Origin of the sequence: Paraneptunicella aestuarii (genome assembly GCF_019900845.1) — a bacterium.
Classification (GTDB): Bacteria; Pseudomonadota; Gammaproteobacteria; order Enterobacterales; family Alteromonadaceae; genus Paraneptunicella; species Paraneptunicella aestuarii.
In genome coordinates this window covers 4,637,575-4,658,268 of record NZ_CP074570.1, presented here as the reverse complement: position 1 = coordinate 4,658,268, position 20,694 = coordinate 4,637,575, and the positions used below count along the sequence as shown (strand labels likewise).

General features: G+C 45.7%; 14 protein-coding genes and 1 tRNA gene. 3 read left to right on the top strand and 12 right to left on the bottom strand.

The window, feature by feature from the left end:
- Positions 1–6: 6 nt before the first annotated feature.
- The 10 genes from KIH87_RS18245 to KIH87_RS18200 all read right to left on the bottom strand — a co-directional run bounded on the left by KIH87_RS18245 (position 7) and on the right by KIH87_RS18200 (position 13,430).
- Complete coding sequence (locus KIH87_RS18245; protein ID WP_232359277.1) at positions 7–873, bottom strand: 3-deoxy-manno-octulosonate cytidylyltransferase; 867 nt, start codon at positions 871–873, stop codon at positions 7–9.
- 24 nt (positions 874–897) lie between these two features.
- Positions 898–1,455, bottom strand: a complete 558-nt coding sequence (locus tag KIH87_RS18240) for an RDD family protein (RefSeq protein WP_408635772.1) — start codon at positions 1,453–1,455, stop codon at positions 898–900.
- Between the two features lie 160 nt (positions 1,456–1,615).
- Positions 1,616–3,991 (bottom strand): TonB-dependent receptor, encoded by a 2,376-nt coding sequence (locus KIH87_RS18235; protein WP_232359276.1) that lies wholly within the window; start codon positions 3,989–3,991, stop codon positions 1,616–1,618.
- A 171-nt stretch (positions 3,992–4,162) separates the two neighbouring features.
- A complete protein-coding gene (gene apbC / locus KIH87_RS18230; protein ID WP_232359275.1) occupies positions 4,163–5,209 on the bottom strand; it encodes an iron-sulfur cluster carrier protein ApbC in 1,047 nt (348 codons plus the stop codon).
- A gap of 164 nt (positions 5,210–5,373) precedes the next feature.
- Positions 5,374–6,867, bottom strand: coding sequence for an NCS1 family nucleobase:cation symporter-1 (locus KIH87_RS18225; RefSeq protein WP_232359274.1), 1,494 nt, complete (start codon positions 6,865–6,867; stop codon positions 5,374–5,376).
- A gap of 68 nt (positions 6,868–6,935) precedes the next feature.
- Complete coding sequence (locus KIH87_RS18220; protein ID WP_232359273.1) at positions 6,936–7,802, bottom strand: nitrilase-related carbon-nitrogen hydrolase; 867 nt, start codon at positions 7,800–7,802, stop codon at positions 6,936–6,938.
- Positions 7,803–7,846: 44 nt separating this feature from the next.
- Entirely contained in the window at positions 7,847–9,121 is a 1,275-nt protein-coding gene (preA, locus tag KIH87_RS18215; protein ID WP_232359272.1) for an NAD-dependent dihydropyrimidine dehydrogenase subunit PreA, read from the bottom strand.
- A gap of 12 nt (positions 9,122–9,133) precedes the next feature.
- Positions 9,134–10,477, bottom strand: a complete 1,344-nt coding sequence (locus KIH87_RS18210) for an NAD(P)-dependent oxidoreductase (protein WP_232359271.1) — start codon at positions 10,475–10,477, stop codon at positions 9,134–9,136.
- An 89-nt stretch (positions 10,478–10,566) separates the two neighbouring features.
- A complete protein-coding gene (locus KIH87_RS18205) occupies positions 10,567–12,057 on the bottom strand; it encodes a CoA-acylating methylmalonate-semialdehyde dehydrogenase (RefSeq protein WP_232359270.1) in 1,491 nt (496 codons plus the stop codon).
- A gap of 26 nt (positions 12,058–12,083) precedes the next feature.
- Entirely contained in the window at positions 12,084–13,430 is a 1,347-nt protein-coding gene (locus KIH87_RS18200) for an aspartate aminotransferase family protein (RefSeq protein WP_232359269.1), read from the bottom strand.
- 180 nt (positions 13,431–13,610) lie between these two features.
- On the opposite strand from KIH87_RS18200, the gene KIH87_RS18195 reads away from it, so the two are divergent.
- The 3 genes from KIH87_RS18195 (at position 13,611) to KIH87_RS18185 (ending at position 16,543) form a co-directional block, all read left to right on the top strand.
- The gene (locus tag KIH87_RS18195; protein WP_232359268.1) at positions 13,611–14,534 is read left to right on the top strand and encodes a LysR family transcriptional regulator; all 924 of its coding nucleotides are present in this window, start codon (positions 13,611–13,613) and stop codon (positions 14,532–14,534) included.
- Positions 14,535–14,775: 241 nt separating this feature from the next.
- Positions 14,776–16,218: a dihydropyrimidinase gene (gene hydA / locus KIH87_RS18190; protein ID WP_232359267.1), complete on the top strand. Its 1,443-nt coding sequence runs from the start codon at positions 14,776–14,778 to the stop codon at positions 16,216–16,218.
- Positions 16,219–16,456: 238 nt separating this feature from the next.
- A tRNA-Leu gene (locus tag KIH87_RS18185) sits at positions 16,457–16,543 on the top strand.
- A gap of 127 nt (positions 16,544–16,670) precedes the next feature.
- Here the strand turns inward: KIH87_RS18185 and KIH87_RS18180 are convergent.
- Both KIH87_RS18180 and KIH87_RS18175 read right to left on the bottom strand, forming a co-directional pair.
- Positions 16,671–17,408, bottom strand: a complete 738-nt coding sequence (locus KIH87_RS18180; RefSeq protein WP_232359266.1) for a M48 family metallopeptidase — start codon at positions 17,406–17,408, stop codon at positions 16,671–16,673.
- Positions 17,405–20,683, bottom strand: coding sequence for a type I restriction endonuclease subunit R (locus KIH87_RS18175; protein ID WP_232359265.1), 3,279 nt, complete (start codon positions 20,681–20,683; stop codon positions 17,405–17,407). The genes KIH87_RS18180 and KIH87_RS18175 overlap by 4 nt, the downstream gene beginning before the upstream one ends.
- Positions 20,684–20,694: the final 11 nt, after the last annotated feature.

The following is a 20,694-nucleotide window of genomic DNA, read 5'->3' as shown; positions in this document are numbered from 1 at the left end:
TTGAGCCTATAAACTTAAATCAAACTCACCACATTCGGCGATAACAGCTTCGGCTCGTTGAATATCTTCAGGGCTGTCAACGCCACTCATACCAATGCGACCTTGATAATCAACTTCTACCATCTTGACAGGAATACCATGTTCCACAAAGCGCATTTGTTCCAGACCTTCCGGTTCTTCATATTGGCCGGGTTCCAAACCAAAATATTGCTCTAATGCATCGTATGTGTAGGAATAAAGCCCAATATGGCGTCGAACGGGAGGCTTTTCCATGGTTTCGCGTAGTTTCTTCTCTTTACGCATGGCGGGCAAGATCAACTTGCTAAATGTGAGTGCATAGCCATGCTTATCAATTTGCACAGTAGTGCCGCTGTATGGTGTGACTTTTTTGGTTTCGCGTAATGCATCCAATTCATCCCAGGAAAGGTGTACATAGGGAGTGAATACTTGTCCTGCATCTTTTTCTGTCTCTTCTTCTGTCTTTTCTTCATGACGGCCTTGTTGCCAATCTTGAATGAGCTTTTCCAGAAACCAGGGCGGGCAGAGGGGGTTGTCACCTTGCAGATTAACGATGAATTTAGGACGAGGCTGAGTTTCTTCGATCTTCTGCACGGCATCCCAACAGCGTTCGGTTCCGCTTTGGCAGTAATCTGAGGTCATGACGACAGGAATGGATTCTTCAAGGCAAAAAGCTTCGATGCGTTCGTCGTCTGTTGCCACTACATAGGCGCAGTTATGCATTTTTTGGGCGACATAGTTAGCAATGTCTGCGACACGTTTAAGCATTTCCTTGCCTGCTATTTTTTCCAGCGGCTTTCCCGGTAAGCGGGAACTGGAGTAGCGCGCAGGGATAACAATCAATACATCACTCATAGTCAGTCTTCCTAATATAACCGATTAAATTTCTTTCCAGGCTTTATGATCATTTGCCGCTTTAGTGAGTACCAGCATTTCGGTCTTGGCTAAACGGTCTTGCAATGATTGTTTGTTTTTAATGTCAAATAGCACCAGAAGAGTGCCAAGTCCGCCTAATGAAGCGATGATTCTATATAGCGCCCGAGTGTAGGTTAGCGGCCTGTCATCCGTACTAAATAAGCGCATACGCCAGGCTCTCATGCCTATCGTTTGCCCGCCGTTACGCCAAAACCACAGGAAAAAACCAAGTACCCAGGCCGATACCCAAATGCGGATCGTATATTTAAAGGGTTCCGAATGCTGAATAACGTCACTGACATGTTCATAGCCGTGTTTATCTAATACGCCATTTTCCAGCAGGAGCGTCATCGTGACTATCATTACCATGGCGGCAACCATTCCAACGGCAACGGCCATCAGAATGTCGTATACCATTGCTGCCAAGCGACGCATAAATCCGGCTCGTGGAAACATTGGTGTATTAGCATTTGTTTTTTGTGGTTTAGATGACTTGGTCTTTTGGGCTTTTTTTGCAGACATACTGCTCGATTTCTAAAACGTAAATTGGGCGTATTCTAACAAAAAATGAGAGCTCTGTTGTTGCTTAAATAGGCTTAAATTTGGAAGTTGTCTGTTTTTTGAGGAGATGGGGAGAAAATGAGATTGAGTTCAGCAAGAACTCAATCTCATCAAAGACAAATTAGAAGTTTCTTCTAACAGTAATACCGTAAGTACGAGGCTTGGTGTAAGCGATCTGAGTGTTTCCGTAGAAACCAGATACGTCGAAACCAATGATGCCATCGTCTTCGTCAGTCAAGTTGTCAACGTATACAACTACGTTCCACATATCTTCAGAATCTTTCCAGGTCAGGTTAGCATTCGCTTTGAATTGGCTATCCAATTTATGAGCTGTAAAGTTTCTGGCGTTGTGGAAAGTCTCAGACTGATAGCTACCGCTCAATACCGCAGCCATATTGCCTTCACCTACGCTCCAGCTATAACGGATCATACCAGAGGCTTGATATTCCGGAGTATATGGAGGAGTGGTGTCTCTGAAATCGCCGTCAGCAACTTGCAGGTCTTCAACAACAGCATCAATGTATGAAGCGTTGAACATGATATCCAGACCTTTAGCAGCATTCAGGAAGATTTCGATTTCAGCACCTGTGAAGGTGGCTTCTTCGTTGAATACAACACCTGCGTTGTTAACCCATGAGAACGACTGGTAGTCAGAGTAATCATAGTAGAACACGCTGGAGTTAAACTGCATTTTGCCTTCCATGAATGTCAACTTGGCACCCGCTTCGTATGACAACAACACTTCTGGATCGTATGAGCTATAGCCACCGAACAATGGAGCGTTAAAGCTACCCGCTTTTACACCACGGTTGATACCGAAGTAATACAGCGCATCATCATTTGGTGAGTAGTCCAACTGAACTTTGGCAGACCAAAGATCCTGATTGTTTTCAAGGTTAGCTGTTTCCAAAAGTGTGCCGTTGGCATAATCAACTTCAACCAAACGGTCATTGGTGTTGGCATTCTGGATAACGCGGCCTTCTAATGCCTTGTCTTCCTGAACCAAACGCGCACCAGCAACCAATACCAATTCATCAGTCAGGTTATAGTCGATTTGACCAAAGATTGAGTATGAATCAGTGTCGATGTTGGCAATGGTGTTTGCTTCTTCACCAGCAAGGAAGCCTGCAGTTGGAGAGGCCGCCAAGCCTTGAAGATAGTCTGTTTCGATGCCCAAATAGAATAAACCACCTACCCACTTATAATTGTCAGTCGAACCAGAGAAACGGAATTCCTGGCTCAATTGAGTGGTTTCACCGTCAGATTGGAAAATCAGTTCTGGTGAAGCGGTTTGGTCAGAGTCCAAGCCTACAGTACGAGTGAACTTCTTGTAATCTGTCACAGACACGAAGTCCATGTTTTCGAAGAAGTAATCGATAGTTAGCATTAAACCTTTAGAGTCGAATTTGTTTTGATCGTCAAAGGCGAAGTCTTTGTTAACCTGTACGCCACTGCCATCAGGGTCGATGTTCCCATTGAAATCAGTGCCAACACCTGGGCGGAAAGGGTTGCCATCAAAGTTACCGTCAACACAATTGCCACCTTGAATACGGTCACAGCCCATAGGGTCATCAGCTGCGAAGATAACGTCAATTACATTACCGTTAGCATCAAGAATCTCAGTGGTGTTAACAACCTGATAAGGGCCTTCTGACTTAACGGTATCTGACCAGTTACCCGCTAATAGAGCTGTACCGTCTTCACCCAAGTCAAATTCTAATTGGGCACGGATAGCTTTGGTGTCATCGTTATAGCCGTCTTGACCACCGCCGACAGAACCCAAGCGAGGATCAGGATCTGCACCGTCTTCGTAGATGTTGTCCAAAATGTTATCCATTTTGTTTGTCATCAGGGCGAAACGACCGCGAACGGAGTCGCTTAACTCACCAGAGATAGCGGTTTCAAAGCGAAGCTGACCGAAACGTGCAGCTGTAAATTCTGCGTAGCCTTCGGTGTACTCTGTAGGCTTGGCGGTAATCGTGTTAACCAAACCACCTGTCGCGTTACGACCAAACAACGTACCTTGAGGGCCTTTCAGGATTTCAACACGTTGGATGTCGAACATACCGAACGTTTGTGCCTGAGTGCTTGCCAAGTAACCACCGTCTACATATACCGCAACTGGAGCTTCTGCGATGTCAGCGTAGTCGTTTTGAACAACACCACGGATGTTGAAGATTGAACGTTGACCACCCAAGTCACCCGCTCTGGACACGTTAGGCGCAAAATCGATTAAATCGATGCTGTCTTCTATACCGTACATCTCCATTTGAGGAGCGCTAAATGCGGTAACCGCGATACTTACATCATCCAGAAACTGCTCACGTTTTTGCGACGTTACAGTAATTTTCTCGAACACGCTGGCATTAAAGTCAACGCCTTCAGCCGCTGCCTCCTCGGCATGGGAGAGAGCGCTCGCAACACTCAGGGAGAGCATAGAAATAGCCAGGCAGCCTTTACCAGCCATCTTGCGAAGAGAACTTGTCTTATTTTGCATAAATTATGTTACCTGCATTAACTATATTGTTACGCATCATTAAACTAACTCGATGCACTGACGGAAAGCTGTTTACAGCTCAACTCCCAACAACACCCGTCTAGATTGAATATTGGAAGGATCAATTTTTTATCTTAATACTTTGAATTTCAAATAACTACTACTATTTCCTTAAACTTTAACTACAGATATCTGCTGTTCATGCATTTTAAATTCAGATATCTGCATAGATATATTTCGAGCCATATCGGAATATAAATCAGATATCTTTTTTTCACCTTCTGTGTTTAATGGAAGGGGGCTTCCTGCATCACCCATTTGCCTGATCGCTGCAGATAGAGGGAATTTCTGTAAAATATTTGTTAAATATCTTTTTGCAATTTTATCTGCCCCGTCAGCACCGAAAATATTTTCCTTATGTTGGCAATTTGAGCAAGTGTGATAGCTCATATTTTCGACTATACCAAGTATGGGAACATCGACCTTTTTATACATTTCTATACCTTTAATGGCATCTGCGAGGGCGAGATCTTGTGGTGTAGTGACGATAATCGCAGCACATACGGGGAGTTGTTGAGCTAAAGTCAACTGAATATCACCTGTGCCCGGGGGCATATCAACGATAAGATAATCAAGTGCTTGCCATTGCGTTTCTTCATAGAGTTGTTGAAATGCCCGGCTAGCCATCGGGCCTCGCCAAATATTCGCAGAATCACCATCAACCAGATATCCGATAGACATGGTTTGAATATCGTGAGCCATAATGGGCTGCATTTTATCATTAGGTAAAACTTGCGGTTGTTGATTCACTGTACCCATTAAGATAGGAATGGATGGGCCGTATATATCTGCGTCTAAAATACCAACCTTCGCGCCTTCTCTTTGTAAAGAAATGGCTAAATTAACAGCAGTTGTTGATTTTCCAACTCCGCCTTTTCCTGATGAAACGGCAATTACATTCTTAACAAAGTCAGGCTGCAATCCTTTAACGGATTTGATATCAAAGTTTAATTCTTTTTCAAGGTTATTTTGTGAGCAGAATTCACTGAAAATATCTTTACCATATTGGTTAAAAATGCCTGAGCATGCAAAAGGGATAGTAAGTATTATTTTGTCACTTTGAATTTCAATGAAGCTTTCGGTTTTTTCCGGGGATGAAAAATATTGTGGTAACCGTGTGTGTAGAATCTGAGCTAGTTCTGTTTTTAGGTTCTGCATAGATATAACGTGAAACTTCTGTAATTCTTCCTGAAGCCTGCTTACTAATGTCGTTTACATGCTGTTCTTGATATGAACGCATTACGGCAGGTCAAATTTTAGATAAAAAAAATGATGTAACCATAGGCTACATCATTTTTGGAAGAAATATTACCGAAATTTGACTATTGTGCAGCAATTGCTTGTTGTTTCTTCAGTGCGTAGTAGATCAATCCGCCCATTAAAGAGCCAGTGAACCATCCGTAATCATAGAACCAGTGCATATTACCTGTCAGGATGCTGTACAGCGTTAATCCTACAGGTATCAGGAATGCAGCCATACCTTGGTAGTTAACATCAGCATATCGACCACCACGCTTGTATAACGACACCAAATCCAATTGTTGTTTATTCACAATGAAGTAATCAACAATCATGATTCCGGCAATGGGGCCTAACAAGCTTGAGTAGCCTAACAACCAGTTCGAATATAAGGCTTCTACGCTGACATCAGATTCAATCCAACCCATCTTCTTCAGTAATTCCCAACTCATCATAAGAATGCCGATGAAACCTGTCAGGAATACACCACGTTTCTCACCAATGTATTTAGGTGCGATGTTTTGGAAGTCGTTGGTTGGCGAGACAACGTTCGCTGCACTGTTAGTTGATAATGTCGCAACAATAATAAGCGTCATTGCGATGGCAACCAACATAGGGTTGTCGATTTTGCCAATCAGGTTGATGGGGTCAGACACCGTTTCACCAACCAGGCTCATCGAAGCAGAGGTCAATACCACACCAAGGGCTGCGAAAAAGAACATGGTTAAAGGAAGGCCAATAGCTTGACCGACAATCTGATCTTTCTGAGATTTTACAAAACGACTGAAGTCGGGAATGTTCAAGCTTAAGGTTGCCCAAAAGCCAACCATTGCAGTAACACCAGCCATCAGGTAAGGGGTTGCAGAAGCATCTTCTGGACGATTACCTTTGGTTGCCATGATCTCGGCCACATCAATTTGTGGCAGAGCCCAGAACATTAAGCCTAATCCAACAGCCAATAACAGAGGCGCTGACCAGCTTTCCAATAGTTTGATTGAGTTTGAACCTTTTACCACAACAAATACGTTCAAAGCCCAAAACATGAAAAAGCCGTACACTTCACCCGCGCTACCTAGTGCTGCCCACTCTGATGAGACACTGGACAGCAATAAGTGACAGGCCACCCCGCCAAACATGGTTTGGATTCCGAACCAGCCGCAGGCAACGACGGCTCGGATTAAACAGGGCAGGTTGGAACCATATAAACCGAAAGACGAGCGCAACAACACGGGGAAAGGAATTCCATATTTCGTTCCCGAAAACGCATTTAAAGTCAGAGGGATTAACACGATAATGTTGGCCACTAAAATTGTCAGCAGAGCCTCAACTACCGATAAACCAAAATAGGCAGTCAAGACGCCACCAAGCGTATAGGTAGGAACGCAAATAGCCATTCCCACCCACAGGGCAGCAACGTTCCCTTTGTGCCAGGTACGTTGTTCAACTTTTGTGGGTGCCAGGTCTTCGTTATACAAAGGACTCTCTTTCAAGTCATCCATTGCATTCAACTCGACAAATTCACCAACTTTTACTGCTACTGATTTCACTTCTTGTCTGCTAATTAGACGTTGTTCCATAAATCCTCCTTGTACACCTGCAATCCGGCAGGGTTTGCGCACGTTTAACGATTAAACCGCGGAGATAATTAAATTTCGGTTAGTTTTTGGTATGTTTCTGGACGTCTGTCCCGATAGAACTGCCATACCTTTCTAACTTCATCAATCATGTCCAGGTCGAGCGTTGAAATAAGCAATTCGTCGTTATCTTCAGAGGCACAATCAATGATTTCGCCACGAGGATTAACGTGATAGCTACTTCCGTAAAACTTTCCAATATTCCAAGGTGCTTCAGTGCCTACACGATTGATACAACCCATAAAGTAGCCGTTTGCTACTGCGTGAGCGGGTTGCTCCAATTTCCACAGGTACTGGGACAAGCCAGCGACTGTTGCTGAAGGGTTATAAACAATCTCTGCACCGTTTAGACCTAAAATACGGGCACCTTCAGGGAAATGGCGGTCGTAACAAATGTAAACACCGATTTTTGCATAGCGCGTTTGAAATACAGGATAGTCCGAATCTCCAGGTTTGAAAAAGAATTTCTCCCAAAAACCATTGGTATGCGGAATTTGCTTCTTACGATATTTGCCCAGATAAGTACCGTCTGCATCAATTACGGCCGCTGTGTTGTAGTAAACACCCGGCTGCACGTATTCATACAGAGGTACGATGATGACCATTTCATACTTCTTGGCATATTCTTGCATGATGGCTGTTGTCGGGCCTGGAATTGGCTCGGCAGCATCATACCAGCGCGGGTCTTGCGACGGACAAAAGTAAGGCCCGTTAAAGATCTCTTGTAAACACAGAATCTGAACGCCTTTTTTACCCGCTTCTTCAATAAAAGGGATATGATGCTCAAGCGCAGCTTGCTGTATTTGCTTAACTGGTAACGACTCATCATTTAGCGGGTTGTGACATTGAATCAATCCGCTTACAACATTTCTTGGCATGACGTACCTCCGTTATGCTTCTTTTAATCTATTCCCAACAATTCTTATTTAGCTACGCGATATGGGTTGGCTGGATGATGCTCCCAACTCACATAAGGCTTACCTTCGTTCACTTCTCGCATCTCGATAACATTCGGTTCAGGACAAGTGATATGGCACAGGTTACAACCTACGCATTCGTCTTCGATAACGGTGTATTTCGATACGCCGTTACCTGCATCAGTTTTGGCAATGGCCTGATGCGATGTATCTTCACAAGCAGCAAAACAACGACCACAGTTGATACAGTTGTCTTGATTGATATGAGCAATACGCTTGTAGTTAATATTCAGGTTTTTCCAATCAACGGTATTTGGAATGGCCTTACCACGAAAATCGTCGATGGTTTTGTAGCCTTTGGTATCCATCCAGTCGCTTAAGCCGTCGCACAGGTCTTTGATGATGTCGAAGCCGTATAACATGGCAGCAGTACACACTTGAACGTTACCTGCTCCCAGAGCGATAAACTCCGCCGCATCACGCCATGTAGACACGCCACCAATACCGGAAATAGGCAAACCATAGGTTTCTGGGTCACGAGCGATTTCCGACACCATGTTCAACGCAATTGGCTTAACACCGGGGCCGCAATAACCACCGTGAGTGCCTTTGCCGTCAATAACCGGCTCAGGAGACATGGAATCCAGGTTTACCGAAGTAATGGAAATAACGGTATTGATCAGGCTGACGGCATCAGCGTTACCACGGTTGGCAGCTCTGGCTGGAGCGCGAATATCACTGATGTTCGGCGTTAGCTTAACGATAACCGGAATGCTGCAATTTTCCTTACACCAACGCGTTACCATCTCAACGTATTCAGGCACCTGACCAACCGCAGCACCCATACCGCGTTCTGGCATACCGTGAGGGCAGCCGAAGTTCAGTTCTACGCCGTCAGCACCCGTGGCTTCGATTTTAGGCAAAATGCGTTTCCAGGCGTCTTCTTCACAAGGCACCATAACGGAAACAACCACTGCGCGATCAGGCCAGTCTTTTTTAACTTGTGTGATTTCGTCCAGATTCACCTGTAATGGGCGATCAGTAATCAATTCGTTGTTGTTGATTCCGATAACATGACGATTTTGCCCGTAATGAGCAAAATAACGGGAAGACAGGTTAATGGGAGCCGGGTCTTCACCCAGTGTTTTCCATACTACGCCACCCCAACCAGCTTCAAACGCACGGATAACGTTATATGCTTTGTCTGTTGGAGGTGCAGAAGCCAACCAAAACGGATTGGGGGACTTAATACCTACAAAATTACTTGTTAAATCAGCCATAACGTCACCTTATTATTGTTCTTGTAGTTGTTGATGAATTGCGAGAGCTGCGCGTTGACCGTGATCAACAGCACCAACGGTCAAGTCGTGACCTTCAGTACAATCACCGCCCGCAAAAACGTCTGGCAAAGAAGTTTTGAATTGCGCGTCAACAGCAAGTTTGCCGCGTTTATCAAACGCTGGAACTTCCTTACTACCTTCAAAAGGAACTGGCGTTGCTTTTTGACCGATGGCTTTAAATACCACATCACATGGAACATGAATGATTTCATCTGTTGTGACTAACTTGCCGCTATCGTCGGTGACTGTGCGCTTAAAGTTCATACCAGTAACACCAGACGATTCCCCGAGTATTTCTTCAGGCTGTGCATTTAGAATAAAGCGTACACCATGTTGCAGAGCCAGTTCTTGCTCATGCTCTGAAGCACCCATGGCTTTGCGATCACGGCGATAGACGATAGAAACCTCTTCTGCGCCGAGCTTTTTGCTCTGCACTGCGATATCGATCGCTGTCATACCTGCACCGATGACAACGATACGTTGACCTACAGGAAGCTCGGCAAGGTTTTGGGTTTGGCGTAATTGACGAATATAAGCAACGGCATCTTCGACGCCTGGCAAGTCTTCACCAGGAACGTTCAGGCGGTTAACGTCGCCCATGCCAATGCTCAGGAATACGGCATCATGTTGTTCGCGGATCTGGTCTAGCGTCAGGTTGCTGCCCAGAGGTGACTCGTACTTCACCTCAATGCCGCCAATTTGAAGAATAAAATCCACTTCTTTTTGAGCGTAGTTGTCGACCAGTTTGTACTGGGCGATACCGTATTCATTCAATCCGCCAATTTTTTGTGAGGCTTCATAAATAGTGACTTGATGACCAAATCGAGCCAAACGGTGGGCACAGGCCAAACCGGCAGGGCCACCACCGATGACAGCAACATGCTTGCCTGTGTCAGGTTCGCGAGTGAAAGGATAAGGTCTGCTGGTATCCAGATGATCGACCGCATAACGTTGCAAGCGTCCAATTTGTACCGGCGCATGTTCCTGTGTATTACGCACACAGGCGCCTTCGCACAAAATTTCGGTAGGACATACTCTGGCGCAACTGCCTCCGAGAATATTGGCCGACAAAATTTCTTTTGCCGCGCCATGAGGGTTACCAGAGTTAATCTTGCGAATAAACTGCGGAATATCAATGCTGGTTGGACACGCCTTTATGCAAGGTGCATCGTAGCAGAACAAACAGCGCTCACTGGCTACCATAACCTCTTTTTCGGTTAGTAGCGGTTTAATATCTCCGAAGTTCTCGACAACTTCGGATTCCAATAATCGATTGGATTGAATGCCTTGCTTCAAATTATTTACCCTTTTTAATTGTAGTTTTGAATACACAATGAGCTACGACTTGGCTACTCTCCCCAAAATACGAAATTCTTCGCTACTTCCTAGCTGGGAAACGCAAACTGCGTTCCTTCACGCACACCTGACGAAGGCCATCGTTGAGTAATGGTTTTACGACGTGTATAGAATCTTACAGAATCAGGACCATAGGCAGACAAGTCTCCAAACAACGAGCGCTTCCATCCACCGAAACTATGGTATGCAGCAGGCACAGGCAGAGGAACATTAACCCCAACCATGCCTACGTTAATGTGATCTGAAAAATAACGGGCAGCACCACCGTCCCGTGTAAATATGCAGGTACCGTTGCCATATTCATGATTGTCGATCATATCCATGGCAGTTTGCAGGGAATCAACCCGTACCACACACAACACAGGGCCAAATATCTCGGTCTTATATATTTCCATATCCGGTGTGACATGGTCAAATAAACTACCGCCCAAGAAGTAACCTTTTTCATGCCCTGCGACACTAAAGTCTCGACCATCAACCAGTAATTTGGCTCCTTCATTCACACCATTGGTGATCAAACCCGCCACTTTTTCATAATGTTGTTGAGTGATTAATGGCCCCATTTCCTGGCCATTTTCCAACCCTGGGCCAATGCGCAGTTCGGAAACGCGGCTTTTCAGATCGCCGACGATTTGATTGGCAACGTCATCGCCAACACATACTGCAACGGAAATCGCCATGCAGCGTTCACCACAAGAGCCGTAGGCTGCGCCCATCAAGGCATCTACCACATTGTCTAAATCGGCATCTGGCATGATGATGGCGTGGTTTTTCGCGCCACCCAGAGCTTGTACGCGCTTACCGTTGGCATTACCTTTTGAGTAAACGTATTCAGCAATCGGTGTTGAACCGACAAAGCTGACGGCTTGAATATCGGGTGATTCCAAAATGGCATCGACGCATTCTTTGTCGCCATTCACGATGTTGAATACGCCATCAGGCACACCGGCTTCTTTTAGCAACTTACCAATAAACATGGGGGCACTAGGATCGCGTTCAGAAGGTTTCAATATGAATGTGTTGCCACAGGCAATGGCCATTGGATACATCCATAAAGGCACCATGGCCGGAAAGTTAAAAGGAGTGATACCTGCAACCACACCTAGCGGCTGGAATTCAGACCAGCTATCAATGCCAGGGCCGGTATTGCGCGAGTGTTCGCCTTTTAGTAATTCTGGCGCACCGCAGGCATACTCGACATTCTCGATACCGCGGCGTAATTCACCCATGGCATCATCGGTGACTTTACCGTGTTCTGCTGTGAGTAAGTTGCAAATTTCTGCTGCGTTATCTTCAAGCAATTGCTTGAAGCGAAACATAATTTGAGCGCGTTTTAATGGTGGAGTGGAGCGCCATGCTGGAAAGGCTGCTTTTGCAACAGCAACGGCATCTTCCAGTTTTTCTTTCGACGCTAAGGCAACGCGCCCTGTGATTTCACCGGTAGCAGGGTTATAGACGTCCTGATAGCGAGCTTGCTCGTCTACCTCTTGTCCGTTAATAAAATGCGTAATGGTATTCATATCATCTATTCCTAACTACTCGATTACTATTCAGTTGCTAATATCGCGTCGTGCAATACGTTAAAGGTGTGATCAATTTCTTCTCTCGTTGCTGTGAACATAGGGGCAATTTGTATTGTGTTCGCACCACAGCGAACAAAAACACCAGCGTCCCAACAGCGACGGAAAATCTCAAAGGGGCGTTTAGCGGGTTCATTACCATTGAACGATGCAATTTCTAATGCGCCGGCCAAACCGAAATTGCGAATGTCAGCAATATGTTTTAGTCCCTTCAAATTATGAATTTGTTCCTCGAAATAAGGCGACATTGCTGCCACTTTTTCCGACATCTTTTCTTTTTCAAACAGATCCAGGGCTGCTATTGCTGCTGCACAAGCAACCGGATGACCTGAATAGGTATAACCATGTGGAAATTCCAACATGTATTCAGGGCCACCGTTTTCCATAAAGGTGTTGTAAATGTCACCTTTGCTAACCACTGCGCCCATTGGTACTGTGCCGTTGGTAATGCCTTTCGCCATGGTCATAATGTCGGGCGTTACGCCAAAGGTGTCAGCTCCAAAAGCTTGACCGGTACGACCGAAGCCAGTGATAACTTCATCGAAAATCAACAATACATTGTGCTTGTCGCAAATTTCACGTAAACGCTGCAAATAACCCACTGGCGGAATGATCACTCCCGCAGAACCGGAAAAAGGTTCAACGATAACCGCTGCTACGTTGGAGGGATCATGCATGATCAGCATGTCTTCCAATACGTCTGCTAAATGAGCGCCAGTCTCAGGCATACCTTTTGTGAAGCGGTTTTCTGGTAACAGGGTATGAGGCAGATGCACGGCATCGACACCTTGACCATACAGCTTTCTGTTACCTGCGATACCGCCAACACTGATACCGCCGAAGTTCACACCGTGATAAGCCAGCGCGCGACCAATAAAACGGGTTTTTGTACCCTGGCCTTTTAAACGCCAATAAGCGCGAGCCATTTTCAGTGCCGTATCGGCAGCTTCTGAACCTGAATTGGTGAAAAACACATGATCCAGACCTTCAGGCGTAATGGCTTTTACCTTGTTCGCTACTTCGAACGCTAAATCATTACCAACCTGAAATGCAGGTGAGTAATCCAGTGTTCTAATGCCTTTCGACACTGCATCAACAATTTCACTACGACCATGACCCATGCCAGTACACCACAGCCCGGAAAAGGCGTCGTAAACTGTTTTACCATCCTGGGTCGTGAAATAATTACCTTCTGCACCTGTCACAATAATTGGATTTTCTTTGAAATACCGATTTGCGGTATAAGGCATCCAAAATGCTTCGAGTGATTCTTTATTCGGTAATTCCGTTTTTGATGCTGAAATGTCTGCCATGAAGCTCTCCGTTGTTCACTTGTCGATCGTTAATTCTATTTGCTCAAGTGAGTCGAAATACTAGTTTGGAAAAATTTGACCAATTGGTCAAGATTATAATGAGTTTATTCTTGGATTTATTTTTAATCCATATTAATTTATTAATCTTTACTTAAGCATTTTCTAAACTAAAACATACGTATGAGCAGAAATAACAAAATAGCGCCACAGCTGAGTAATTTTGATATTCGGTTATTGCGTGTATTCCGCACAGTAGTTGAATGTGGAGGCTTTTCTGCAGCGGAAGTCGAGCTGAATATCACTCGTTCTGCGATTAGCATTAGCATGTCAGACTTAGAAGAACGTTTAGGTATGAGATTATGTCAGCGAGGGCGGGCTGGTTTCTCATTGACCGAAGAAGGAAAATTAGTTTATCAGGCTAGTCAGCAGTTAATGACTTCCCTGGAAGATTTTCGCTCAAAAGTGAATTTTATTCATGAGCACCTGACAGGTGAGCTGAATATCGGCATAACCGATAACCTTGTCACCATTGAGCACATGAAAATTTCCCATGCGCTTAAGGCGCTAAAAGAGAAAGGGCCTGATGTTGAAATTCAGATCCGCATGATCCCGCCAAATGAGATTGAACGCTCTATACTGGACGGCGGATTGCATGTCGGGGTTGTCCCTAACATTCGTACTTTACCCGGACTGCAATATACCGAGCTGTATAACGAAGAATCCCTTCTTTATTGCGGCAAAGAGCATGAGTTATTTGATATACCCGAGGAAGAAATTACTGAACAACTGATCCAGCAACATGATGCCGTTGCTCCTGCCTACGCGCAATCAGCGCAGACCCGATGCCACTATCAAAATCTAAAAACCTCTGCGACAGCAACCGACAGAGAAGGGGTTGCTTTGCTCATTTTGACAGGAAGCTATATTGGTTATTTACCTACCCATTATGCGAAAAGATGGATTCAAGATGGAAAAATGCGGGCGCTTAATCCAGAGCAATATAATTTCGTGACTCAATACCGCACAGTGACCAGAAAATGCAATAGACACAACATGGTGTTGGATACTTTTTTACGAGATGTACACAAAGAAAATTACGTTTAAGGGTTGTAAAATATTTCACCTTGAACAATATTAGTTTTGGAACAAAAAACATAACGCCAAAAGAAGCGATGTATTTTTCAGTGCGTTCATATCTATTCAGGCAGATTTTAGACTTTTCCTAATCTTGGCCTGTTTCAGCATTAGTCACAATTCTTCATCGGTAATTGTTGATAAAAAGTGTCGATATCTGCCTGATTTTATCGCTTCTAACATGGTATTTAACCGACATCGTGGAGTTCACATGGCAATTTTGATAAAAGGCGGTGAAGTTGTCTCGGCAGATAAAAGTTATCGAGCAGATGTTTACTGCAATAACGGAATCATTGAGGCAATTGGGGAGAATCTGGATGTGCCTGCGGGTACAGAAGTCATCGACGCAGGTGACTTGTTAGTGATGCCTGGCGGCATCGACCCCCACACTCATATGCAACTTCCCTTCATGGGCACAGTTGCCAGTGAAGATTTCTTTACTGGCACCAGCGCTGGTGCTGCTGGTGGTACAACGTCCATCATAGATTTCGTTATCCCAAATCCACAGCAGCCGCTTATGGACGCTTACCATCAGTGGATGGAGTGGGCTGAGAAATCTGCGACAGATTATGGTTTCCACGTTGCTGTTACCTGGTGGGACGAGTCAGTGTATGAAGACATGGGTAAACTGGTGCACGATCATGGTGTGAACAGCTTCAAGCACTTCATGGCTTATAAGAATGCCATCATGGCAGAAGACGAAACGCTCATTAACAGCTTTACTCGCTGTTTGGAATTGGGCGCTATGCCAACGGTTCACGCAGAAAATGGCGATCTGGTTTATCACTTGCAACGCAAAATTCTGGAGCGTGGTATCACTGGCCCTGAAGGCCATCCATTATCGCGTCCATCTGAAGTGGAAGGCGAAGCGGCGAACAGAGCCATTCGCATTGCCCAGGCGTTGAACGTTCCTCTGTATTGTGTTCACGTATCTTGTGAAGAAGCGCTACATGCCATTACCGATGCGCGTAATAATGGACAGCGCGTATATGGTGAGGTCTTGGCGGGGCATTTGGAAATTGATGATTCGGTTTACCAAAACGAAAACTGGGAATATGCAGCAGCTCACGTTATGAGCCCGCCATTCCGCCCGAAAAAGCACCAGGATGCACTCTGGAAAGGGTTACAATCAGGTAATTTGCAAACTACAGCAACCGACCACTGCTGCTTCTGCGCAGACCAAAAAGCCATGGGTAAAGATGATTTCTCCAAAATCCCGAATGGTACAGCTGGTGTCGAAGATAGAATGTCGGTACTTTGGGATGCGGGCGTGACGACAGGCAAGCTGACACCCAACGAGTTTGTGGCTGTGACTTCCACCAATACGGCGAAAATCTTCAATATGTATCCACGTAAAGGAGCCATTGAAGTAGGAGCTGATGCTGATATCGTGATTTGGGATCCAAAAGGAACTCGTACTATTTCAGCAAAAACTCACCACCAAAACATCGACTTCAATATCTTTGAAGGTCGAACTGTTACCGGTATTGCGGTACACACCTTAAGCCAAGGCAAAGTAGTCTGGACAGAAGGTGATTTACGTACCGTGAAAGGCGCAGGTAAATATGTGAAACGCCCGGCGTACAGCAGCGCATTTGAAGCTGTGAACAAAATGCGTATTCACAACGAACCTAAAGCGGTAAAACGCAGCTAAATTCAGTCTGTGTTAGCAACCATTATCTGCCAACATATGCAGATAATGGTTGTTTGTAGAGAAAGATTTGCTCAAAGTGCTGCTTTTTGCAGCACTCCGTAACCCAAGTGTCAAAATAAACAAAAAAACAGTTGACTTAAAACCCCAGAATCCATTTAATATGCACCGCTCACAAGGGAAGCCAATCACTGAAAAATAGTCAGTTTGGAATCACTTGCAAGAGCACACAATCTGAGATGCCAGAGTGGCGAAATTGGTAGACGCAGCGGATTCAAAATCCGCCGGTAGCAATACTGTGCCGGTTCAAGTCCGGCCTCTGGTACCATCTCACAAGAACCTGCTTAACGCAGGTTTTTTTGTTTCTGGAGCTGGAAAAGTCACCGGAAAAACACCTTCAAAAAGCGACCATTTACACTCAAAAAACACCCGAGGCGACCACTTGGCGACCACCTTCACTCATTCAATATCAACTCTGCCATGCCATCCAGTTTGCCTTTAACCGTTTCCCAGTCGGGCATTTGTCGCGACAGCAGGCGATAAAATTCGGGGCTGTGGTTGTGTTCTTTTAAGTGGCAAAGCTCGTGTAGCAGCACGTAGTCAATGCATTTTGTAGGGGCTTTCACCAAATGCGGGTTGAGTGACAAAAGCCCGGTAGGTGAACAGCTTCCCCATTGCTTTTGCATCACCAGCAATTTCCAGTTTGGTGCGGTGTTAACCCAGGGGGCTTTTTCTACAACGGCTTTGAGTCTTCGTTCAAACACGACGAGAGCCTGTTTTCTGTACCAGGCATTCAGTTGCTCTTTGACCAAACCCGGGTTGGCGGGATCGGAATAAACCTTAAGCTGCCCCCCAACCAGTTTTACCTGCTTATCAGCGGCTTCAAGCACTTTTAATACATAGCGTCGTCCCAGATAGAAAACCGACTCTCCGCTCACATAGCAACGAGGCAGCACATGCTGTTGCCTGGCAAGCGCCTCGCTACGGTGTTGCAACACCCATCTTGCCCTTTTTTGCAGCGCTTGCTTCACTTCCTCGGTGGAAGCCTTATTCGGGGCGTCAACCTGCACATCGCCATTGGGGTGAACATGAATGGTGACTTTTCTTTTGCTATCGGCAACGGCATGGTCGCTTCGACATAAGGTGAATCGAATAATGTCATCGCCGTAACGAATTTCATGTTCGGTGATCATTTGCGATTGAACCCGGCACGCATGATATTAATCACCTGCTCAATAATGTCTTGTGCGCGATCAAGGCCAACAAGGGCAAACAGGCGCGGCAAAAGAGCCCGTTGTATCGCCGATTCAATACCCAAGGGATTCAACGAGTTTTCTGCAACGGCGTCGCGAACGATGTTTTCTACTTCAAAGGCTTCTGTGATCAGCGACGCTTGGGTTTCATCATCAAAGTGTGTCAGCTCTTCGCCCAAGGCTAACCTGAACGCACCATAATAGGCCTGGGCTTGTTTATTGTTGGCAAAGGCGGGTGGCATGTCGGGAATGTCCCTGGCCTTCATCTGCTCTTCGGCCGTTTTAAAAATCGCATACTGTTTATAAGGATGATCAAATAAGGCTTCCGCTTCCAGAATGGCCTGTTTTAACAGCTCGGAAAAATATTGTTGCGCGTAGGGGTCTGCGGCAAGCTCCTGCTCTATGCTTTTTTTCAAACGAGTGCGAATAATATCGGTTTCGTTGCGGGTTTTTTCTTCATTCCAACTTTCAGGCTCTTCCCTGCCAAGTTCACTCACCACATACACGCCGTCGGGCTCCGCAATCGCGTTAGCGGTCACATCTTTATTCACCAGCTTACGGATTTGCTTCTCGTAAGTAGAATAATCAATGGTTTCCAAGGCATCCTGACGGACGATTTTTCTAAGATCCAGGAACCATTTCAGGTCGCGCTTATATTCTGTTATCCGGTCTTCAGAAAATGCCGAATCTTCAAAAAAACTGCGGGTCGATAAGGCCACCTTCAAGCACAAACCAAACTGGGTTAGCGCGTCGTAAAAGTCTTCCCGTAATTTCAGGCGAGCATCATATTCAACGCCTTCGTTATCTTTTTGATATTTCGGCAGCAAAACCTGTCGATACTGTTCAATGTCTTGTCGGTTAACAACACTCGCAAAAATTGCCCAAAGCGCAGCATGTAACTGCGGCAAACGCCGGTATTCGGTATTCACATCAGCATACATGGCGTCGATGTCGTTCAAGTCAAACCCGCCCTGAGTACGCTTTTCCAAATCTTGATACTTGGCAATGGCGGTATCCAATTCTTTCAATATGCCGCGATAATCAATTAGTAAGCCATATTGCTTTTGTTCATGCAGACGATTTACCCGTGCAATGGCCTGGATCAGGTTGTGTTGCTTTAAGGGCTTATCAATGTAGAGCACCGAATTTCTGGGTTCATCAAACCCGGTTAACAGCTTATCAACCACAATTAAAATGTCGGGTGCGCCTTCGGTGGCGAAGTCTTCAATGACCTTTTTTTCATAGGTATCAGCGTCGCTTTTAACGTTGTCTTTCCACCACTGCTGGATCTCGGGCAGGGCAGACTCATCAACCTTTTCATGCCCCTCTCGGGTATCGGGAGGGGAAATCACAATGGCACTGCTGACCAGGCCAATGTCATCCAGAAATTTTTTATAGCGGATCGCCGAAAGCTTGGAATCACAAGCCAATTGCCCCTTTAAGCCCATATCCAGCGCTTTGAAGTTGTCATTAAAATGCGTGGCAATATCCCAGGCAATTAACTCCAACCGCCGTTCTGCGCCATAAATAACCCCTTTGGTTGAGAACTTCTTCTTGAGATCGGTTTTTTGCGCTTCCGACAAGCCTTGGGTGATCTTGTCAAACCAGGCGTCGATAGAAGCCGCATTCACATTCAGTTCGGGCTTACGCTCTTCATATAAAAGCGGCGTTACCGTGCCATCTTCCACTGCCCGTTTCATGGTGTAAGCGTGAACAATAGGGCCAAACTTGTTGGTGGTTTTGTCGTTTTTAAGCAGCGGCGTTCCAGTAAAGGCAATATACGAGGCATTCGGTAATGCCTGGCGCATTCGCTCGTGGGTTTCGCCCCCTTGGCTGCGATGCCCCTCGTCAATTAACACAATCAGCTTGTTAGACGGGTTGTGGCATTCTGGCAGTTTGGTCGCGCTGGTAAATTTGTTAATGATAGTGAAGATAATGCGCTCATTACCTTCGCCAATGCGTTGCGCTAACTGTTTTCCGGTTTTGACCTTGGCCAGCTCATCGCCTTTCTTTTTGCTGGAAATGTCGCTGCCAAAAGCGCCGCCGGTTAGAAAGGTTTTTGCTAACTGCGTTTCCAGATCAACCCGGTCTGTAACCACAATGATCCGGCAATCTTGCAACTCATTGGCAAGCAACAACGCTTTACACAGCAACACCATAGTGAAGGACTTGCCCGAGCCTGTGGTATGCCAGATCACGCCGCCTTCGCGGCTGCCGTCGGGCTTAAACCCGGAAATTTGCTTGATTAAGGCTTTAATGCCGAAAACCTGCTGGTAACGTGCGGCGATTTTGCCGACTTTTTTGTCGAACAGAATAAAATAGCGCACAAACTCCAATAATCGCTGTTTCGATAACAGGCTAATGATCAGCTTGTCCTGATTACTAGGTAGTTGCTCTTTCGACCACAGTTCTTCGAAATAACGAGCGATTTTCTCCGATTTATCGGCAAATAACGCCTGTTTTTGCTGTGCTGGTATCGGCGTGTTCTTGATGTCATGAAAAACACTCGGCGCCAGTTCCTCTTCGTCCCATTTAGCCCAAAACTTGGCTTCGGTTTCGGTGGTGCCGTAACGCCCTTCGGTCATGCTAATGGCCAGCATTAATTGGGCATAAACAAACAGTTCAGGGATCTCATCCTGCTTTTGGTTACGAATGGTCTGGCTAATGCCTTCGTCCACCATCGACTTACCCGCATTGCCTGAATCGGGGCGTTTCGCTTCAATGACTACGAGCGGTATGCCATTCACGAAACAGACTACATCCGGGCGGCGAGACTGGGTTCCCGAGCCGTTTAACACCTCGAATTCTTCGCTGACATAAAACAGGTTGTTGTCGATATGTTGCCAGTCGATGAGGGCGACATTGGGCTGGTACTTTTTACCGTCGGGCATAAACTCGGTCACGGTGATGCCCAGGGTCAGGTCGTTGTAAAGAGTCTGGTTTGCTGCCATCAAACCTTCGTTAAGCCCGGGCGAGCTCAGTTTACGCAAGATCTGGTCAATGGCCTGAGCTGAAAGCGGGTAGGTTTGCCCTTTATAATCAAAGGTTTTCTTGCTTAAGTAAGCAATTAATTGCGGTTTTAATAATACTTCACGGCTTGAGCCGCGTAGCGCCATACAGTCACTTTGTGAGATAAACTGCCACCCCAAAGAGATTAACGTTGCAACAGCCGGAATATGGCTAGCGTATTGTTCGTTGGTATTGGGTACAGTCATCTGCGTTCCTT

Coding starts and splice junctions, on each gene's coding strand:
- hydA (WP_232359267.1), top strand. CDS start 14,776: ATGGCAATTTTGATAAAAGGCGGTGAAGTTGTCTCGGCAGATAAAAGT.
- KIH87_RS18240 (WP_408635772.1), bottom strand. CDS start 1,455: ATGTCTGCAAAAAAAGCCCAAAAGACCAAGTCATCTAAACCACAAAAA.
- KIH87_RS18205 (WP_232359270.1), bottom strand. CDS start 12,057: ATGAATACCATTACGCATTTTATTAACGGACAAGAGGTAGACGAGCAA.
- preA (WP_232359272.1), bottom strand. CDS start 9,121: ATGGCTGATTTAACAAGTAATTTTGTAGGTATTAAGTCCCCCAATCCG.
- KIH87_RS18175 (WP_232359265.1), bottom strand. CDS start 20,683: ATGACTGTACCCAATACCAACGAACAATACGCTAGCCATATTCCGGCT.
- KIH87_RS18220 (WP_232359273.1), bottom strand. CDS start 7,802: ATGCCAAGAAATGTTGTAAGCGGATTGATTCAATGTCACAACCCGCTA.
- KIH87_RS18180 (WP_232359266.1), bottom strand. CDS start 17,408: ATGATCACCGAACATGAAATTCGTTACGGCGATGACATTATTCGATTC.
- KIH87_RS18245 (WP_232359277.1), bottom strand. CDS start 873: ATGAGTGATGTATTGATTGTTATCCCTGCGCGCTACTCCAGTTCCCGC.
- apbC (WP_232359275.1), bottom strand. CDS start 5,209: ATGCAGAACCTAAAAACAGAACTAGCTCAGATTCTACACACACGGTTA.
- KIH87_RS18225 (WP_232359274.1), bottom strand. CDS start 6,867: ATGGAACAACGTCTAATTAGCAGACAAGAAGTGAAATCAGTAGCAGTA.
- KIH87_RS18195 (WP_232359268.1), top strand. CDS start 13,611: ATGAGCAGAAATAACAAAATAGCGCCACAGCTGAGTAATTTTGATATT.
- KIH87_RS18200 (WP_232359269.1), bottom strand. CDS start 13,430: ATGGCAGACATTTCAGCATCAAAAACGGAATTACCGAATAAAGAATCA.
- KIH87_RS18235 (WP_232359276.1), bottom strand. CDS start 3,991: ATGCAAAATAAGACAAGTTCTCTTCGCAAGATGGCTGGTAAAGGCTGC.